Source organism: Micromonospora sp. bgisy143, assembly GCF_057708145.1.
On the sequence record NZ_JBYIRN010000025.1, the window covers coordinates 1 to 14,219 of the forward strand.

Here is a 14,219-nt window from a genome sequence, read left to right on the forward strand (position 1 = left end):
CGTCCGGGCCCGCCGCAGGCCGGCCAGTCCTCATGAAACGGGCCCTAGGATGGTGGACATGGGACCTGACCGGCCGAGGGCTGCGGCATGAAGCTCAAGCTGGACCTGCACGACATCTTCAACAAGGGCCAGGACATCGACCGCGCGCTGCGCGGGATCATGGACGAGGCGGTCGCGAAGAAGGCCACCCTCGTCGAGATCATTCCGGGCAAGGGTTCGGGGCAGCTCAAGAAGCGGGTGCTGCGGTTCCTCGACCAGAAGGACGTCAAGCAGCTCTACCACCGGGTCGAGAAGGACTCGAAGAACTTCGGCCGCCTCTTCGTCCACTTCCGCTGGAAGTAGCCGCAGCGGGTCTGTGAGCGGTACGCCTTGACGGCTGCATCGGTAAGTCGTAGCTTACGTTCGTGGCGACTTACGGAGCGCACCCGGGCTGGGAGGCGCTGGGTGATCCCAGCAGGCTCGCCATCGTCCAACGACTGGCCGAGCGGCCCCATGCCGTGGGGGAACTGGCCGACGAGCTGCCGATCAGCCGGCCGGCCGTGTCCCAACACCTCAAAGTGCTCAAGGGCGCGGGCCTGGTCGTCGACCACTCGGAGGGCACCCGCCGGGTCTATCGGCTCAGCCCGGTCGGGCTGGCAGCTCTGCGGGACCAGCTCGACACCTTCTGGCGCCGGGCGCTGGACGGCTACCAGGCCGTCGTCGAGGAGACCGAGGAGAACTGATGACGCACGCAGCTACAGCGGTGGTCCGTCGGGAGGTCGTCGTCAACGCGCCGATCGACAAGGCGTTCGCCGTGTTCACCGAGCGGTTCGGCGACGTCAAGCCGCGCGAGCACAACCTGCTTCAGGCCCCGATCGTCGAAACCGTCTTCGAGCCCAGGGTCGGCGGCCACATCTACGACCGGGGCGCTGACGGCAGCGAATGCCGGTGGGCCCGGATTCTCGCGTACGAGCCGCCGAACCGAGTGGTCTTCAGTTGGGACATCGGCCCCACCTGGCAGGTCGAGAGCGACCCGGACCTCACCAGCGAGGTCGAGGTCGTCTTCGTGGCCGAGACCCCGGGCCGGACCAGGGTTGAGCTGGAGCACCGGCACCTTGACCGGCACGGCCCCGGCTGGGAGTCCGTCCGTGACGGGGTCGACGCCGACGAGGGATGGCCGCTCTACCTCGACCGGTACCGCGCGCTCTTCGGCGAGGACGGCTAGCCGCACAGGTGCCGGCCGGCCGGGCCAGGCCGTTGAAGGTGGACCAGTAGCGACGAAGGTCACGACTCTCAGGGCTGAGCCTCCCTCAGCGGGCCGAGCAACCAGCGATGGGCGGCGGCGTGACTGCGGAGGTGGACCACGGGAAGGTCCGGACGCCGGGCCGCCAGGGCCTCGATACGTGTGGCCGTCTGAGGATGCGTGTTCCACGCCCAGCGGACGATGTGCTCGGGGTCGGTGAGCAGGGTCCAGAGCGGCGGTTCCACGTTGCCGTTCCAGAGCTGTTGGCGTCGAAGGCGGCGTACGACGGTCCGCCGGACGACCTGGCGCATGACGGTGATCTTCGGCAGGTCCAGCCACACCACCAGGTCGGCGCGGTCGGCGAGGTGGGTGCGTACCGCCCTGTACTGCCACTCGGTCACCCAGGAGGGTCCTGCGCTGAAGCGTCGTACGTCGTCTTCGAAGGACGGACGTCTGGTCCACGACGGTCCGTGGAACAGACCGTCGATCTCAATGTGCGGCGCTTGCAACGACGTGGCGATGCGGGAGGCGAGGGTCGTCTTTCCGGCGCCCGAGGTGCCGGCCACCAGCACGCGGCGGGGACGGCGCGGCAGGGGATCGTCGGCGTCCATGTGCGGCATGGCAATGAGGGTAGTTCGACCGGATCGGGCGCATGGGTGCCATCCTGCCCGACCCTGCCACGTTCGTGGTCCCGGTTGGTGATCGACTCCAGTTCGGCGAACTGGGGGTATCCCCGCAGCAAGATGGCCCCGGTTCGGCGATCTGGAGTCGATCATCCGGGCGCGGAGGGCGGCGCGGGCGGCGACCCAGGTGCGGGCCGGCGTGGGTGTCAGGCGTCGGTGCGGGAGGCGTGCACGACCGGGCGTCGGGACCAGCACTGGGGGCGCTGCCGGACGGCCAACTCCAGCGCGAGGTGGTCGGACTCGATCATTTCCCGGGCTATTCGACGCGCCATCTCGAGGCGGTCGACGTACGCGTCAAGATCGGTCGGGCCGGCGCCAGCCATAATCGAACTCCTCGTCCGCATTCGAACTAGTCGCATCATCCACCGTGCGGGGGAGTCGCCACCATTCTCCGATCGGTGGAATCGATCCGCCGTACGGCCCGGTGTGTCGTACCCCTAGATGGGCCGATGGTAACGGCGCGTCCACCACCTCGCCCGGGAACTGCCAGAAGTGTGCACCAGATACGCCACGGTCAATGGTGGCGTTCGGGTTTGCCGACGCTCGCTACATTGCACGGTGCGCGGATCGGAAGGCGCGACCGGTCCGGTCAGGGATCTTCGAAACGGAAGGACCGCCGTGCGACAACCGAGCAGAACAGATCCGTTGTTCGTGGCCGTCGAGTCGGAAAAGATCACCCGCGCGGACGTCGCCGGTCTGGCCGCCGGGCGGATCGCCGCCGTCCGGGTGCCGGGGCTGCTGTCCGCCGCCCGCTGCCACGCCATCACCGCCGCGCTCGCCGACGCGGAGATGGACCGCTACGACGAGAGTCGCGTCTTTCCCGTCGTCGCCAAGTTCGGCCCGGCCATCAACGACCACCGCAATGGTGGTGACCTACGCGAGGACTACTGGGAGGCGGCTGACGCCGCGGAGAAGGGCTGGTCCACGCTGGGCCTGCCGGATGCGCCCCGCGAGCTGTGCCTCGCCGCCTTCCGGGCTGCCTGGCCGGACGTGACGCCCGGCACGCGGCAGGGACGGCAGATGCACGTCGGCATCGTCCGGGAGATCAACGCCGGCCTTCAGGTGCACTTCGACGACGCGGTCCGGGAGTACGCCGGTCGGCTGCTCGACGCCGAGGTGGTGGCCCAGTTGGCGTTCAACATCTACGTCCAGGTGCCGCCCGGCGGCGGGGAGACGGTGCTGTGGCGTCGCCGGTGGCAGCCGAGCGACGAGGACCTGCGCATTCCCGGCGGGTACGGCTATCGGGAGTCGGTGGCCGACGGCGCGCAGTCGTTGACCTTGCGCCCGACGTTGGGAGAGGGATTCCTCTTCGACCCGCGCCACTATCACACGGTGCGTCCGGCGACGGATGGCCGGCGTATCTCCATAGGATGTTTCGTCGGACTCACCGACGAAGGTCGACTGGCTCTCTGGTCGTAGTGAAGGGCGTTTCCCCATGGTGGACAGAAGCGACGTCGAGTCGGCTGCGGCGCGCATCGAGGGGCGGGTCCGCGAGACGCCGGTCATCGCCGTCGACGGTGCCGACCTGGGCGTCCCCGGGCTGGTCAGCCTCAAGCTGGAGTTGCACCAGCACACCGGCTCGTTCAAGCCGCGCGGCGCGTTCAACCGAATGCTCCAGGGGCCGCTGCCGTCGTCCGGGGTGATCGCCGCCTCGGGGGGCAACCACGGCCTCGCCGTCGCGTACGCGGCCCGCTCGCTGGGCGTGCCGGCGGAGGTCTTCGTGCCGGTCACCGCCTCGCCGGTCAAGGTGCAGCGGCTGGCCGGCCTGGGCGCGCAGGTGCGGCAGGTGGGTCAGCACTACGCCGAGGCGTTGGCGGCCAGCACCCAGCGGGCCGCCGAGACCGGAGCGCTCGTGGTGCACGCGTACGACCAGCCGGAGGTGGTGGCCGGGCAGGGCACCGTGGGCCGGGAGCTGGAACGTCAGCTCGGCGGGGTCGACACCGTGCTGGTCGCGGTCGGTGGCGGCGGGCTGGTGTCCGGCATCGCCACCTGGTTCGACGGGTCGGTGCGGGTCGTCGCCGTCGAGCCGGAGCAGATCCCCACCCTGAACGCCGCCCTGAAGGCGGGCCGGCCGGTCGACATCGAGGTGGGCGGTATCGCCACGGACTCGCTGGGCGCCCGCCGGATCGGCGACATCGCCTTCGACACCGCCCGTCGTACCGGTGTGGTCTCGGTGCTGGTACGCGACGACGACCTGGTGCGCGCGCGTCGCCTGCTCTGGTCGGAGCTGCGGGTCGCCGCCGAGCTGGGTGGCGCCGCCGCGTTGGCCGCGCTGGTCGGCGGGGCGTACGTGCCCCGGGCGGGGGAGCGGGTCGCGGTGATCGTCTGCGGTGGCAACACCGACCCGAGCGACCTGGGGCCCGCCGCGCCACACTGACCGGTCACTCGCCGTTGCGCAGGCGGCGCAGGGCATGTTCCACCTGGAGGGTGTCCAGGTGGAAGTCCCCGAGCAGCCGCCGACGGTCGGCCAGCAGGGCCTCGTACACCTCGATCGCCTCGTCGACCCGTCCGGCGAGCAGGAGCACCACGGCGAGGGTGGCCCGGATGGCGAGCACCTCGCTGCGGTCGGCGTGCCGGGGCTCCACGGTGGCCAGGGTGGCTCGCAGTTCCGCCTCCGCCTCGTCGAGGCGGCCCTGCTCCTGCATGCACCGGGCCAGCGTGTGCCGGGCCTGCCAGGTCTCCGGCTGGTTCGACGGCCACAGCCGGTACCGGACCTCCAGGATCGCGTGCAGCATCTCCTCGGCCTCGGGGGCGCGGTGCTGGGCGAGGACGGCCAGTGCCAGGCTGTGCCGCACGACCATGGTGTCCCAGTGCTCGGGCCCGCGTACCTGGTGCTCCGCGGTGACGATCTGTCGGAGTTCCGACTCGGCCTCCGGCCACTGGCGCTGCGCCATGATCGCCTTGGTGAGCTTGTGCCGGCTGGCGAGGGTGTCCGGGTCGTCGCTGCCGAGCACCCGGGTGCGGTCGGCGATCACGTCGCGCAGCACCCGGTCGGCCATCTCCGGCTGGTTGCGCTCCAGCCAGGTGCGGCCCAACTCGTGGCGCAGCGCGAGCACCTGCGGCCGGTCCAGGTCGTGGTCGTACGCGGCGCAGCCCCGCACGATCGGTTCGAGGATGTCGTAGGCCGAACCGGGCAGACCGACGGCGATGAGGTAGCGGGCGGTCAGCCGGGCCAGTTCCAGTGCCCGGCGTACCGTCTCGGGGTCGTGCTTGTGCTTCTGCGGCACCAGGTACTCGCGTACGGCCTCGACCAGGTGCGGCACCAGCACGTCCCAGTTCGACCAGGCGGCCGGGTCGTCCGGATTCTGGCCCTCGGTGGCGGCGAGCAGCAGCTTCATGACGACGCCGTGGTACTCGGCGATCTGCTCGCGGACCTCGTCGCGGTCGCGGAACATCGCGTGCACCAGCGGGTGCAGCGACAGCACATGCGCGAAGGCCGGGTCGGTGACGTCCTCCTGGACGTCGAAGTCGACCAGGGCGAGGTCGCCGATCCCCTCCAACACCTTCACCCGCTGCCGGGCGGTCAGCCCCTCGAACAGGGGTGATCCGGCCAGGATGGCCGGCTTGAGGACCACCTCGTAGGGCACCGGGGAGATGCTCAGGCAGGCCAGCACGTTGAGCAGCGGCCGGCTCTGCTCCAGCCCGCGGCGGGCCAGCAGGTCCAGGGAGATGTCGTCGACCTTCTGGACGATCTCCAGGCCGAGTGATTCGTCGAGGTCGACGCCGGGGGCGTCCAGCGGTGAGCGGAACCGCCGCTGGACCGCGCTGCGGTAGTCGGCGAAGGTGGTGATGGTGGAGGATCCGCGCCAGACCAGGCTGGCGTTGACCGAGCGGAGGTAGTTGCCGGCGGCCCGCAGGGCCAGGGGCAACCCGCCCAGTTCGCGGGCCAGTTCGCGGGCGTCGTCGAGGTCGCCGGCCTGCGCGCCGGCCCGGTCGATGAGTACCTGCGCCCCGGCGTCGGCGTCGAGTGGACGCACCTGGTGCAGCGTCGACCAGGTGCCCCAGGTGGCACGGTTGCCGTCCCGGGTGGTCACCAGGACCATGCCGTCCTCGGCCTCCGGCCGGCGCAGCCAACCGGTGCCGTCGGCGAGCACCCCGTCGGTGGGGCCGAGAGCGGCGGGCTCGTCCGCGCTGTCGAAGATCAGCAGCCACGGCTGCCGGGCCTGGTTGAGGTAGCGCCAGACCAGGTCGGTGGCGCTGATCATGCCGGACCAGGCCTGGTCGACCTGGCTCTCCGACGCGCCGAGTTGGCTGACCACCTCGCGCATCCCGGAGTTGAGCCGGCCGGCCTGCACCCACCAGACGGTCCGGCCGTCGGCGCGTGCCCGCCGGGCGATCTCCAGGGCCACATGGCTCTTGCCGGAGCCACCCATGCCGCACAGGATGTGCACCGACGGCGCTGCCTCGTCGGTGTCCGCCGGGAGCAGGATCTCGTCGATCAGTGCGTCGCGGCCGTGCAGTGGAGTGTCCAGGCGCCCGAGGGGCGGGTCGACCGAGACGCGACTCGGTCGGTCATAGGCAGGTCGGCGCACGCCCGCATCCGCGGGTGGAACGTCCGCAGTCAATGCGGTCCCCCTTCGGTGGCGAAATTGCGGCGCGGCGGGTGGCAGAAAAGATCATGTCCATTGAGTGGACATTCGGAGGGGTCGTCACCCGCCCTACGTCAACCGCAAGGGTATCCACCACCGTACTGACTTGCACACTCTCCGTTTAGGTCACCCGGTCGACCGGAATCGACATCGCCATTTACAATTCGTCGGTCATTCGGACCGATCCGCCGTCCTCGACGTTCGCGTGGTGCATCCACGATGGACACATGAACTGGTTGCCGTACGACGATGTGGCCGACTGGGGTTCGGTGCCGGACTGGTTCGGCGCGTTGGGCTCGATCGCGAGTGTGCTCTTCGTGTATCTCGGTCTGCGCCGGGAGATCCGCGCCCGGCGCGCCGACGAGATGCGGGTCCGGGCCACCCAGGCCCGGCTGGTCTCGGCGGTCACCGAGATCCGGGGCAACGCGGTGCTGCGGGTGACCGTGGCCAACGAGAGTGACGCGCCGGTGCTCGACGTGACGGTACTGCCGCGGCTGGTGCCGTCGGACGATCCGGACGATCCCCCTGTCGACCTTGCCGGGGCCAAACAGGTCCGCCGTATTCACGGCCGGGAAAGCGCGGATCTTTTCATCACGGTCACCGCCGAGCACCGGTTACAGGCGTCGACCGACACCGTTCTGGTGGAGTTGACCTTCACCGATCACGACGGAAACCGGTGGCGGCGTATCGGCTCCGGTCAACCCGAGCCGGTGAACTGACAGAAACACGATTGTCGAACCGGTGGTCCGGCGGTATATAACGTCCGCCGGACCGCCGGTTCGTCTTTCTCAGACGGGATAGGTGCGGGCGACGGCCAGCATCTCGGAGCTGTGCGACCCGACGACGCCGACGGCCGGCGGCCGGGGCCGGAAGCCGGGCAGCGCGTCCAGCCCGTCACTGGCGTCCATCGCCCGGAGCGCCACCTGCGCGGCGATCGGCCGCAGCGTCAGCGTGACCTCGACACCCTCCGGCGGCGGGGCGTGGAAGACCAGACCGAAGCCCCACCTGCCCGCCCGCGGCTCCACCGGCACGGTGCGCCCGGCGACCTCGGCGCGCAGCACGGTGGCGGTCGTCGTGTCGACGTGCAGGGTGGTGAGTCGGACCGCCCGCTGCGGGGTGAGGCGCAGCCGCAGGGTGCGTTCGCCACCGGCGCTGGTGTCGGCCAGCACGTCGAGTTTCGGCGCCGGCAGGCTGGCCGCCTGGGCCGGGCCGACCCGCAGTTCGCCGTCGCCGAGCCCGGGGAAGTCGTCCGCCACGCTGGCCACCCCGTCCACGTAGCCGTCCGTCCACGGCTGCGGGTCGGTCTCGTGGCTCAACCAGCGCGCCTGCCCGGTGCCGGCGTCCATGGCGTACATCAGGTGGGTGGGCGCGGGGTGGGCGGCGTCGAAGCGGTCCACGGCAAGCCCGACCCCGGCGAGCACCACCGCCGCCACGGCGGCGGCGCCGGCCGGCAGCGCCGCGCGGCGCCGGGCCCGCAGCGCCAGCAGGCCGCGCTGCCCGCCGGCCTGCGGGTGCAGCAGGTCGACCACCGGCAGCGCGGTCAGGCCGAGCAGCACCGCGACGAGCGCGGCGACCCCGCCCATCGCCATTCCCAGCGCGGGGAAGAGCAGCACCACCGTCGGCAGGAGGATCACGACGCCGACCGCCGCGGCGGCGGTCACCGCCACCACCGGCCACGGCCCGGTCTGCCGGGTGCGCAGCGCGACCAGGCCCCCGAGAGCGCCGGCCAGGGCCGGCAGGGTGGTCAGGTACGCCCCGCCGGGTACCGCCACGGCGAGCAGCACCCCGAGCAGCGCCAACCAGGCCAGGCCGCCGACGGCCAGCGCGGCCGGGCCGATCCGGCGGCGGGTCAGCGCGTACCAGGTGAACAGGATGGCGGCGGCGAGCGCCAGCACGGCCAGCCGGTACCAGATCGGGCGGTACGGGTCGAGCAGTTCCGCGTAGCCCGGCCGGATCGCGGTGATCGCCAACCAGAGCAGTTGGGCGGCGACCGGCGCGGCCACGATCGGCACCAGGGCGAGGCCGAAACCGGCGACCAGCCGACCGGTGCCGGCCCGTCCGCTGCGGCGGGTCAGCCACCCCAGCGCCGCGACCGCCAGCACCGCGAGCAGGGCCAGCGGCAGGACGAGCCAGCCCGGGTAACGGGCCAGCCCACCCGGCAGCGGGAAGTAGGTGGCGTCGTGCCCGGAGCGCAGCTCGGTCAGGTCGACCGCGCCGAACTCCCGGGCCAGGCCCAGGGCGTTGTCCCCGTGCTGTTGGAGGCTGCCCCGGTCCATCGCGGCGGGCGTGTCCAGCGGCGTGTGGTAGATCGCGCCGCCGTCGATGTACGCCGAGTTCAACCCGACGAACCCACGGTCCAGGAAGGCGGTGAAGTCGGTGTCGTTGGGCAGCGCCCGGTAGATCTCCACCGCGAACGAGGTGCCCACGGGGTGCGGGGCGGCCCGGCCGAAGACGTCCACCAGCTTCGCGTTGTTCTTCGAGGTCTCGAACATGATCACCGGACCGGTGGAACCGCGCGCCTCCAGATTGAGCACCACGCCGCCGTCGGCGGCGAGCGGGTTGCTCGCGGCGAACGCCGCCGCTCCGCACAGGCACGCCTCCTCGGCGTCGGTCAGCACGAAGACGATGTCGTTGCGGGGCCGTGGGCCGGTGGACAGGGCGCGGGCCACCTCCAGGATCGCCGAGGTGCCGGCCGCGTCGTCGTTGCCACCCGGTCCGGTCTGCACCGAGTCGTAGTGGGCGACCAGGAACACCCGGCCGGTCGGGTCGGTCCCGGGGAGCCGGGCCACCACGTTGCGGACCCGGGCGACGGTCGCGCCGCCGGCCGCCCCGCTGAGCTGGCCGGCCTCCGGCGCGACGGTGTCCTGCACCTGCGTCTCCAGGCCCAGGCCGCGCAGCTTCTGCTCGACGTGCGCGCGTACCTGGTCGTTGGCCGGGCTCCCGGCGACGTGCGACCGGGCCGCGATCACCTGGACGTCCGCGTACGCCCGGGCGGCACTGAACTCGCCCGCCGGCGCGTCCGCCGGCCGGGGCGCCGGGGTCCGCAGGTCGAGCAGGCTGCCGGCGCCGACGGCGGCCAGCGCGACCAGCGCGGCCGCGGCGGCCAGGAGCCGCCGGCGCGGTCGGGTCAGCGCACGGTCGGCGGGGGGTACGCCCCGAGCTGGCCGGAGCGGTACGTCCGCCGTGACGGGGGTGGGGGGTGCGCCCATCCGAACTCCTCGAGGGTAGTGGGGCCGACCGGCAGTGATCCTGCCCATCCCCGCCCCGTGCCGCGGCCATCGTGTTGTGTGCGACCGTTGTCTAATACAGGATCAGCAGGGCACTCGGAAGGAGCCCGACATCACCAGCGAACTCCCGCGTCTCGCGGCGGTGACCCGGCCGCACCGGGGAGGCGGCCTGGCCGGCTCCCCAGTCGTGCCGTACCCGCACGGTGGGCTGGCTCGGCACGGCAACCTGCCGCCCGGCGAGCGACTGCGGGTACTGCTGGTGGAGGACGACGAGGGCGACGCCTTCCTGGTGGGCGAGCTGCTGGCCGAGACGAACTCGATGATCGACCTGGTGGTCGCCACCAGCCTCAGCGAGGCGCGGCAGCGGATCACCAATGTCGACTGCGTCCTGCTCGACCTGGGCCTGCCGGACGCCCAGGGGCTGGACGGGCTGCGCCAGGTGCTGGAGATGTCCAGCGGGGCCGCCGTCTGCGTCCTGACCGGCCGCTCGGACGAGCACCTGGGCATCGTGGCGGTCGCCGAGGGCGCCCAGGACTATCTGGTCAAGGGCCAGGTCGACGGGGTGCTGCTGACCCGGGCGCTGCGCTACGCGGTCGAGCGCAAGCGCGCCGACGAGAACGCCCGCCGGCTGCGCGAGGTCGAGCTGCGCCAGGCCGAGTCGGCCCGCCTCGAACGCGGCCTGCTGCCGCAGCCGCTGATGACGACCGACCAGGTGGCGGTGCACACCTTCTACCGTCCGGGTCGGCACGCCGCGCTGATCGGTGGGGACTTCTTCGACGTGGTGCAGACCCGCCCGGACCGTCTCGACCTGATCGTCGGGGACGTCTGCGGGCACGGCGTGGACGAGGCGGCGCTCGGCGTGGAACTGCGGGTGGCCTGGCGGGCCCTCGTGCTCGCCGGTGTGCCGGACGACGAGGTGCTGCCGGCTCTCGAGCAGGTGCTGATGAGCGAGCGCCGCCTCCAGGAGATCTTCGCGACGGTGGCCACCACCCGACTCGACCTCGACGCCAACCGGGCCACCGTCCGACTCGCCGGGCATCCGCCGCCGCTGCTGCTCTCCGGCGGTCGGGTCGTTCCGGTACCCGCCCCTGGCGGCCTGCTGCTGGGCGTACAACCCCGCCGGCCGATCGCCTACGACCTGGAGTTCGACACCGATGACTGGTCCCTGTTGATGTACACCGACGGCCTGATCGAGGGACGGGTGGGCACCGGCAACGAACGGCTCGACGTGCCGGGCCTGAGCGGGCTGCTCGACGAGCCCGCCAACCGGGAGGTGTCGCTGCCCGAGCTGCCCGCCTGGCTGGTCGGCCGGGCCGAGCAGATCAACGGCGGTCCGCTCGCCGACGACGTGGCGATGCTGCTGGTCAGTCGCGGTGGTGGCCGGTGACGCCGGTGGTCGGCGGCTGGAGTCTGCGCCGCCGGGTCATCACGCTGCTCACAGTCGTCGGTGTGCTGCTGATCGGTCTGGCCGTCGCGGAGGCGGCCATCGCCGCCCGCAACCGCACCCAGATCGACGCCATCCTGAACCAGACCGGGCCGCTGCGGGTGCAGTCGCAGGAACTGCTCAACGCGGTGCTCGACCAGGAGACGGCGATCCGCGGGTACGCGGTCAGCGGTGACCCGGCCGACCTGGCGCCGTACGACGCGGGTCTCAACCAGGAGAAGGCCACCGTCACCGCGATGCGGGCCCTGCTGCACGACTACCCGCAGATCGGTCAGGAGCTGCGGATCGTCGAGGAACGTTCGGCGCAGTGGCGGGAGACCGTCGCCGAGCCGGTGATCACCACGACGCAGCGGGACGGCACCCGGGCTGGCCAGGCGTTGGTCACCGAGCAGGCCCGGCAGCGGTTCGACGAGGTCCGCTCGGCCGTCGACGACCTCCAGCAGGAGATCCTCGCCGCCCGGGAGCAGGCCGCCGACAACGTGCGCAGCAGCAGCAACGTGCTGGTCGTCCTGTTGATCGTCGCGGCCCTGGTGGTCGTCGTGGCCGGCGCGGTGCTGCTGCTCTCGCTGGACCGGATGGTGGTCAAGCCGCTGACCGGGCTGGCCGACCAGGTCCGCGAGGTCGCCGAGGGCGACTACCAGCACCGTGTCGCCACCGTCGGCCCACCGGAGTTCATCCGGCTCGGCGACGACGTGGACGCGATGCGCCAGAAGATCGCCTCCGACCTTGCCGAGGTGCGGGAGGCCCGCGAACGCATCGAGTGGGTCAACAGTCAGCTCCAGAAGCAGGCCGAGGAGCTGACCCGGTCCAACCGTGACCTGGAGCAGTTCGCGTACGTGGCGTCCCACGACCTGCAGGAGCCGCTGCGCAAGGTGGCCAGCTTCTGCCAGTTGCTCCAGCGCCGCTACGCGGGGCAGCTCGACGAGCGGGCCGACCAGTACATCGCCTTCGCGGTGGACGGCGCGCAGCGGATGCAACGCCTGATCAACGACCTGCTCGCGTTCTCCCGGATCGGCCGGCTCACCACCGGTTTCGTGGACGTCGACCTCAACAAGGTGATGGGCGACGTGGCCGGCCAGACCGAGGCGGCCCGGCAGTACGCCGACGCGGAGCTGACCTGGACCGACCTGCCGGTGATCCGGGGCGAGGAGCCGCTGCTCACCAACCTGCTGGCCAACCTGGTCAGCAACTCGATCAAGTTCCGTCGGCCGGACGTGCCGCCGAAGGTGCACATCTCGGCTCGGCTGGTCGACGCCGAGTGGGAGATCAGCTGCCAGGACAACGGCATTGGTATCGAGCCGGAGTTCGCCGACAAGATCTTCGTGATCTTCCAGCGGCTGCACTCGAAGGACGCGTACCCGGGCACCGGCATCGGGTTGGCGATCGTCAAGAAGATCGTGGAATACCACGGCGGCCGGGTCTGGGTGGACACCGACGTGCCGGAGGGCACCGCCATCCGGTTCACGCTGCCGGCGCGTCCGGAGGACGTGGAGGCCGCCGCCGATCCCGCCGAGGAGCCGCAGGAGGTCACGGCGGGCGAGACCACGCCTGCGGACGAGGTGTCCTCCGCGCAGCCGGAGCACTCCGCCGGGGCGGACCAGCCGGACCGGGCCGACGGGCCGCCGGAAAGCGGTAGAACGGGTGACATGAGGGAGACGGTGGGATGACCGCGCCGGCGGACGGCAAGAGCCCGATCGAGGTCCTGCTCGTCGAGGACGACCCGGGTGACGTGTTGATGACCCAGGAGGCGTTCGAGGAGCACAAGCTGCGCAACCGGCTGACCGTCGTCTCCGACGGCGCGGAGGCGCTGGCCTACCTGCGACGGGAGGGCCCGTACGCGGACGCCGTGGCGCCCGACCTGATCCTGCTCGACCTCAACCTGCCCCGCCGGGACGGGCGGGAGGTGCTGGAGGAGATCAAGAAGGACGAGGAGTTGCGCCGCATCCCGGTGGTCGTGCTCACCACCTCGCAGGCCGACGAGGACATCCTGCGTAGCTACCAGTTGCACGCCAACGCCTACGTGACCAAGCCGGTGGACTTCGAGCGCTTCATCTCGGTGGTCCGGCAGATCGACGAGTTCTTCGTCAGCGTGGTCAAGTTGCCGCCGCGTGGCTGACACCCTGCTTGACGACGTCGGCGACCTCCTGTCCGAGGCCGCCGACCAGGTCGTGCTGCCGCTGTTCCGCAAGCTCGATGACGATGACGTGTCGGAGAAGGCGCCCGGCGAGGTGGTCACCGTCGCCGACCGTCGCGCCGAGGAGCTGATCTCCGCCGGGCTGCGCCGGCTGCGGCCCGGTTCGCTGGTGGTGGGTGAGGAGGGCGTCGCCGACGACCCGGCACTGCTGGGCCACCTGCGCGACGCCGGGGACGTGTGGCTTGTCGACCCGGTCGACGGCACCGCCAACTTCGCCGCCGGCCGCCGGCCGTTCGCCCTGATGGTGGCGCTGTTGACCGACGGGCGACCGCGAGCCGGCTGGATCCTCGACCCGCTGGCGGGCACGCTGGCCGCCGGCCTGGCCGACGAGGGCACCCTGCTCAACGGCGAGCCGGTCGGCACCGCCGATGTCGTGGCGCCGCCGGGTGACATCCGCGGCGCGGCGATGACGCGTTTCCTGCCGCCGGAGACCCGCGACCGGGTCCGGGCCGGCGGTCGACGGCTCGGCGAGTTGCTGCCCGGCCAGCACTGCGCCGGCCGGGAGTACCTGGACATCCTCACCGGTGAGCAACAGTTCGCCCTCTTCTGGCGCACGCTGCCGTGGGACCACGCGCCGGGCGCGCTGCTGGTCCGCGCCGCGGGTGGGGTGGCCCGCCGCTTCGACGGCGTCGACTACCACCCGGCCGACGACGGTCGTGGCCTGCTCGTCGCGGCCAACGAAGAGATCTGGGCCCAGGTGCACGAGGCACTGCTCAGCTCCTGAATCGCGAGCCCTCGCGTGCGGCCCGCAACCACGCTGGCACGCTGCGTCGACACTGCGGCCGGCGGCCGGTCGCGGGACTGGTCACCGGCGTACGTTCCGGTATCGTGACCGGCGGTCTCCGCCAGCAGGCCGCCGC

General features: G+C 71.7%; 14 protein-coding genes. 10 read left to right on the forward strand and 4 right to left on the reverse strand.

Features of this window, described 5'->3' with window-relative positions; genetic code table 11:
* The first annotated feature begins 87 nt into the window (after positions 1–87).
* From AC3EN4_RS24555 to AC3EN4_RS24565, 3 genes are all read left to right on the forward strand, one after another.
* Entirely contained in the window at positions 88–342 is a 255-nt protein-coding gene (locus tag AC3EN4_RS24555; RefSeq protein WP_088987488.1) for a Smr/MutS family protein, read from the forward strand.
* Positions 343–404: 62 nt separating this feature from the next.
* A complete protein-coding gene (locus tag AC3EN4_RS24560) occupies positions 405–722 on the forward strand; it encodes an ArsR/SmtB family transcription factor (RefSeq protein ID WP_435208123.1) in 318 nt (105 codons plus the stop codon).
* Positions 722–1,204 carry an SRPBCC family protein gene (locus tag AC3EN4_RS24565; protein ID WP_435208125.1) on the forward strand — a complete coding sequence of 161 codons (483 nt, stop codon included), beginning with the start codon at positions 722–724 and terminating at the stop codon, positions 1,202–1,204. Before AC3EN4_RS24560 ends, AC3EN4_RS24565 begins: the two co-directional genes overlap by 1 nt.
* Positions 1,205–1,272: 68 nt before the next feature.
* Here the strand turns inward: AC3EN4_RS24565 and AC3EN4_RS24570 are convergent, their stop codons facing one another.
* The gene (locus tag AC3EN4_RS24570; RefSeq protein ID WP_435208127.1) at positions 1,273–1,842 is read right to left on the reverse strand and encodes a P-loop NTPase family protein; all 570 of its coding nucleotides are present in this window, start codon (positions 1,840–1,842) and stop codon (positions 1,273–1,275) included.
* 209 nt (positions 1,843–2,051) lie between these two features.
* Complete coding sequence (locus AC3EN4_RS24575) at positions 2,052–2,228, reverse strand: hypothetical protein (RefSeq protein WP_422737048.1); 177 nt, start codon at positions 2,226–2,228, stop codon at positions 2,052–2,054.
* Positions 2,229–2,523: 295 nt separating this feature from the next.
* On the opposite strand from AC3EN4_RS24575, the gene AC3EN4_RS24580 reads away from it, so the two are divergent.
* Together AC3EN4_RS24580 and AC3EN4_RS24585 are read left to right on the forward strand one after the other, a co-directional pair.
* Positions 2,524–3,324, forward strand: coding sequence for a 2OG-Fe(II)-dependent halogenase WelO5 family protein (locus tag AC3EN4_RS24580; RefSeq protein WP_435208129.1), 801 nt, complete (start codon positions 2,524–2,526; stop codon positions 3,322–3,324).
* Positions 3,325–3,340: 16 nt separating this feature from the next.
* On the forward strand, positions 3,341–4,282 hold the full coding sequence (locus AC3EN4_RS24585) for a threonine/serine dehydratase (protein ID WP_435208131.1): 942 nt from the start codon (positions 3,341–3,343) through the stop codon (positions 4,280–4,282).
* A 4-nt stretch (positions 4,283–4,286) separates the two neighbouring features.
* Here AC3EN4_RS24585 and AC3EN4_RS24590 read toward each other — a convergent pair whose 3' ends face one another.
* Complete coding sequence (locus tag AC3EN4_RS24590) at positions 4,287–6,437, reverse strand: tetratricopeptide repeat protein (RefSeq protein WP_435208132.1); 2,151 nt, start codon at positions 6,435–6,437, stop codon at positions 4,287–4,289.
* A 284-nt stretch (positions 6,438–6,721) separates the two neighbouring features.
* Between AC3EN4_RS24590 and AC3EN4_RS24595 the strand changes: the two genes are divergently transcribed.
* A complete protein-coding gene (locus AC3EN4_RS24595) occupies positions 6,722–7,213 on the forward strand; it encodes a hypothetical protein (protein ID WP_435208134.1) in 492 nt (163 codons plus the stop codon).
* Between the two features lie 69 nt (positions 7,214–7,282).
* On the opposite strand, the gene AC3EN4_RS24600 is transcribed toward AC3EN4_RS24595, so the two are convergent.
* A complete protein-coding gene (locus AC3EN4_RS24600) occupies positions 7,283–9,703 on the reverse strand; it encodes a M28 family peptidase (protein WP_435208135.1) in 2,421 nt (806 codons plus the stop codon).
* Between the two features lie 205 nt (positions 9,704–9,908).
* Here AC3EN4_RS24600 and AC3EN4_RS24605 point away from each other — a divergent pair, with 205 nt between their 5' ends.
* The 4 genes from AC3EN4_RS24605 to AC3EN4_RS24620 are packed head-to-tail and all read left to right on the forward strand — an operon-like array spanning position 9,909 to position 14,083.
* Positions 9,909–11,108 carry a PP2C family protein-serine/threonine phosphatase gene (locus AC3EN4_RS24605; RefSeq protein ID WP_435208137.1) on the forward strand — a complete coding sequence of 400 codons (1,200 nt, stop codon included), beginning with the start codon at positions 9,909–9,911 and terminating at the stop codon, positions 11,106–11,108.
* Positions 11,105–12,832: a sensor histidine kinase gene (locus tag AC3EN4_RS24610; protein WP_435208139.1), complete on the forward strand. Its 1,728-nt coding sequence runs from the start codon at positions 11,105–11,107 to the stop codon at positions 12,830–12,832. Before AC3EN4_RS24605 ends, AC3EN4_RS24610 begins: the two co-directional genes overlap by 4 nt.
* Entirely contained in the window at positions 12,829–13,281 is a 453-nt protein-coding gene (locus tag AC3EN4_RS24615; RefSeq protein WP_421473310.1) for a response regulator, read from the forward strand. Before AC3EN4_RS24610 ends, AC3EN4_RS24615 begins: the two co-directional genes overlap by 4 nt.
* Entirely contained in the window at positions 13,274–14,083 is an 810-nt protein-coding gene (locus AC3EN4_RS24620; protein ID WP_422737039.1) for an inositol monophosphatase family protein, read from the forward strand. Before AC3EN4_RS24615 ends, AC3EN4_RS24620 begins: the two co-directional genes overlap by 8 nt.
* The last annotated feature ends 136 nt before the right edge of the window (positions 14,084–14,219 follow it).

What these genes read in the sequence shown, in the direction of transcription:
- AC3EN4_RS24575 (WP_422737048.1), bottom strand. Translation starts at nt 2,228, where the DNA reads ATGGCTGGCGCCGGCCCGACCGATCTTGACGCGTACGTCGACCGCCTC.
- AC3EN4_RS24555 (WP_088987488.1), top strand. Translation starts at nt 88, where the DNA reads ATGAAGCTCAAGCTGGACCTGCACGACATCTTCAACAAGGGCCAGGAC.
- AC3EN4_RS24600 (WP_435208135.1), bottom strand. Translation starts at nt 9,703, where the DNA reads ATGGGCGCACCCCCCACCCCCGTCACGGCGGACGTACCGCTCCGGCCA.
- AC3EN4_RS24565 (WP_435208125.1), top strand. Translation starts at nt 722, where the DNA reads ATGACGCACGCAGCTACAGCGGTGGTCCGTCGGGAGGTCGTCGTCAAC.
- AC3EN4_RS24570 (WP_435208127.1), bottom strand. Translation starts at nt 1,842, where the DNA reads ATGCCGCACATGGACGCCGACGATCCCCTGCCGCGCCGTCCCCGCCGC.
- AC3EN4_RS24585 (WP_435208131.1), top strand. Translation starts at nt 3,341, where the DNA reads ATGGTGGACAGAAGCGACGTCGAGTCGGCTGCGGCGCGCATCGAGGGG.
- AC3EN4_RS24595 (WP_435208134.1), top strand. Translation starts at nt 6,722, where the DNA reads ATGAACTGGTTGCCGTACGACGATGTGGCCGACTGGGGTTCGGTGCCG.
- AC3EN4_RS24615 (WP_421473310.1), top strand. Translation starts at nt 12,829, where the DNA reads ATGACCGCGCCGGCGGACGGCAAGAGCCCGATCGAGGTCCTGCTCGTC.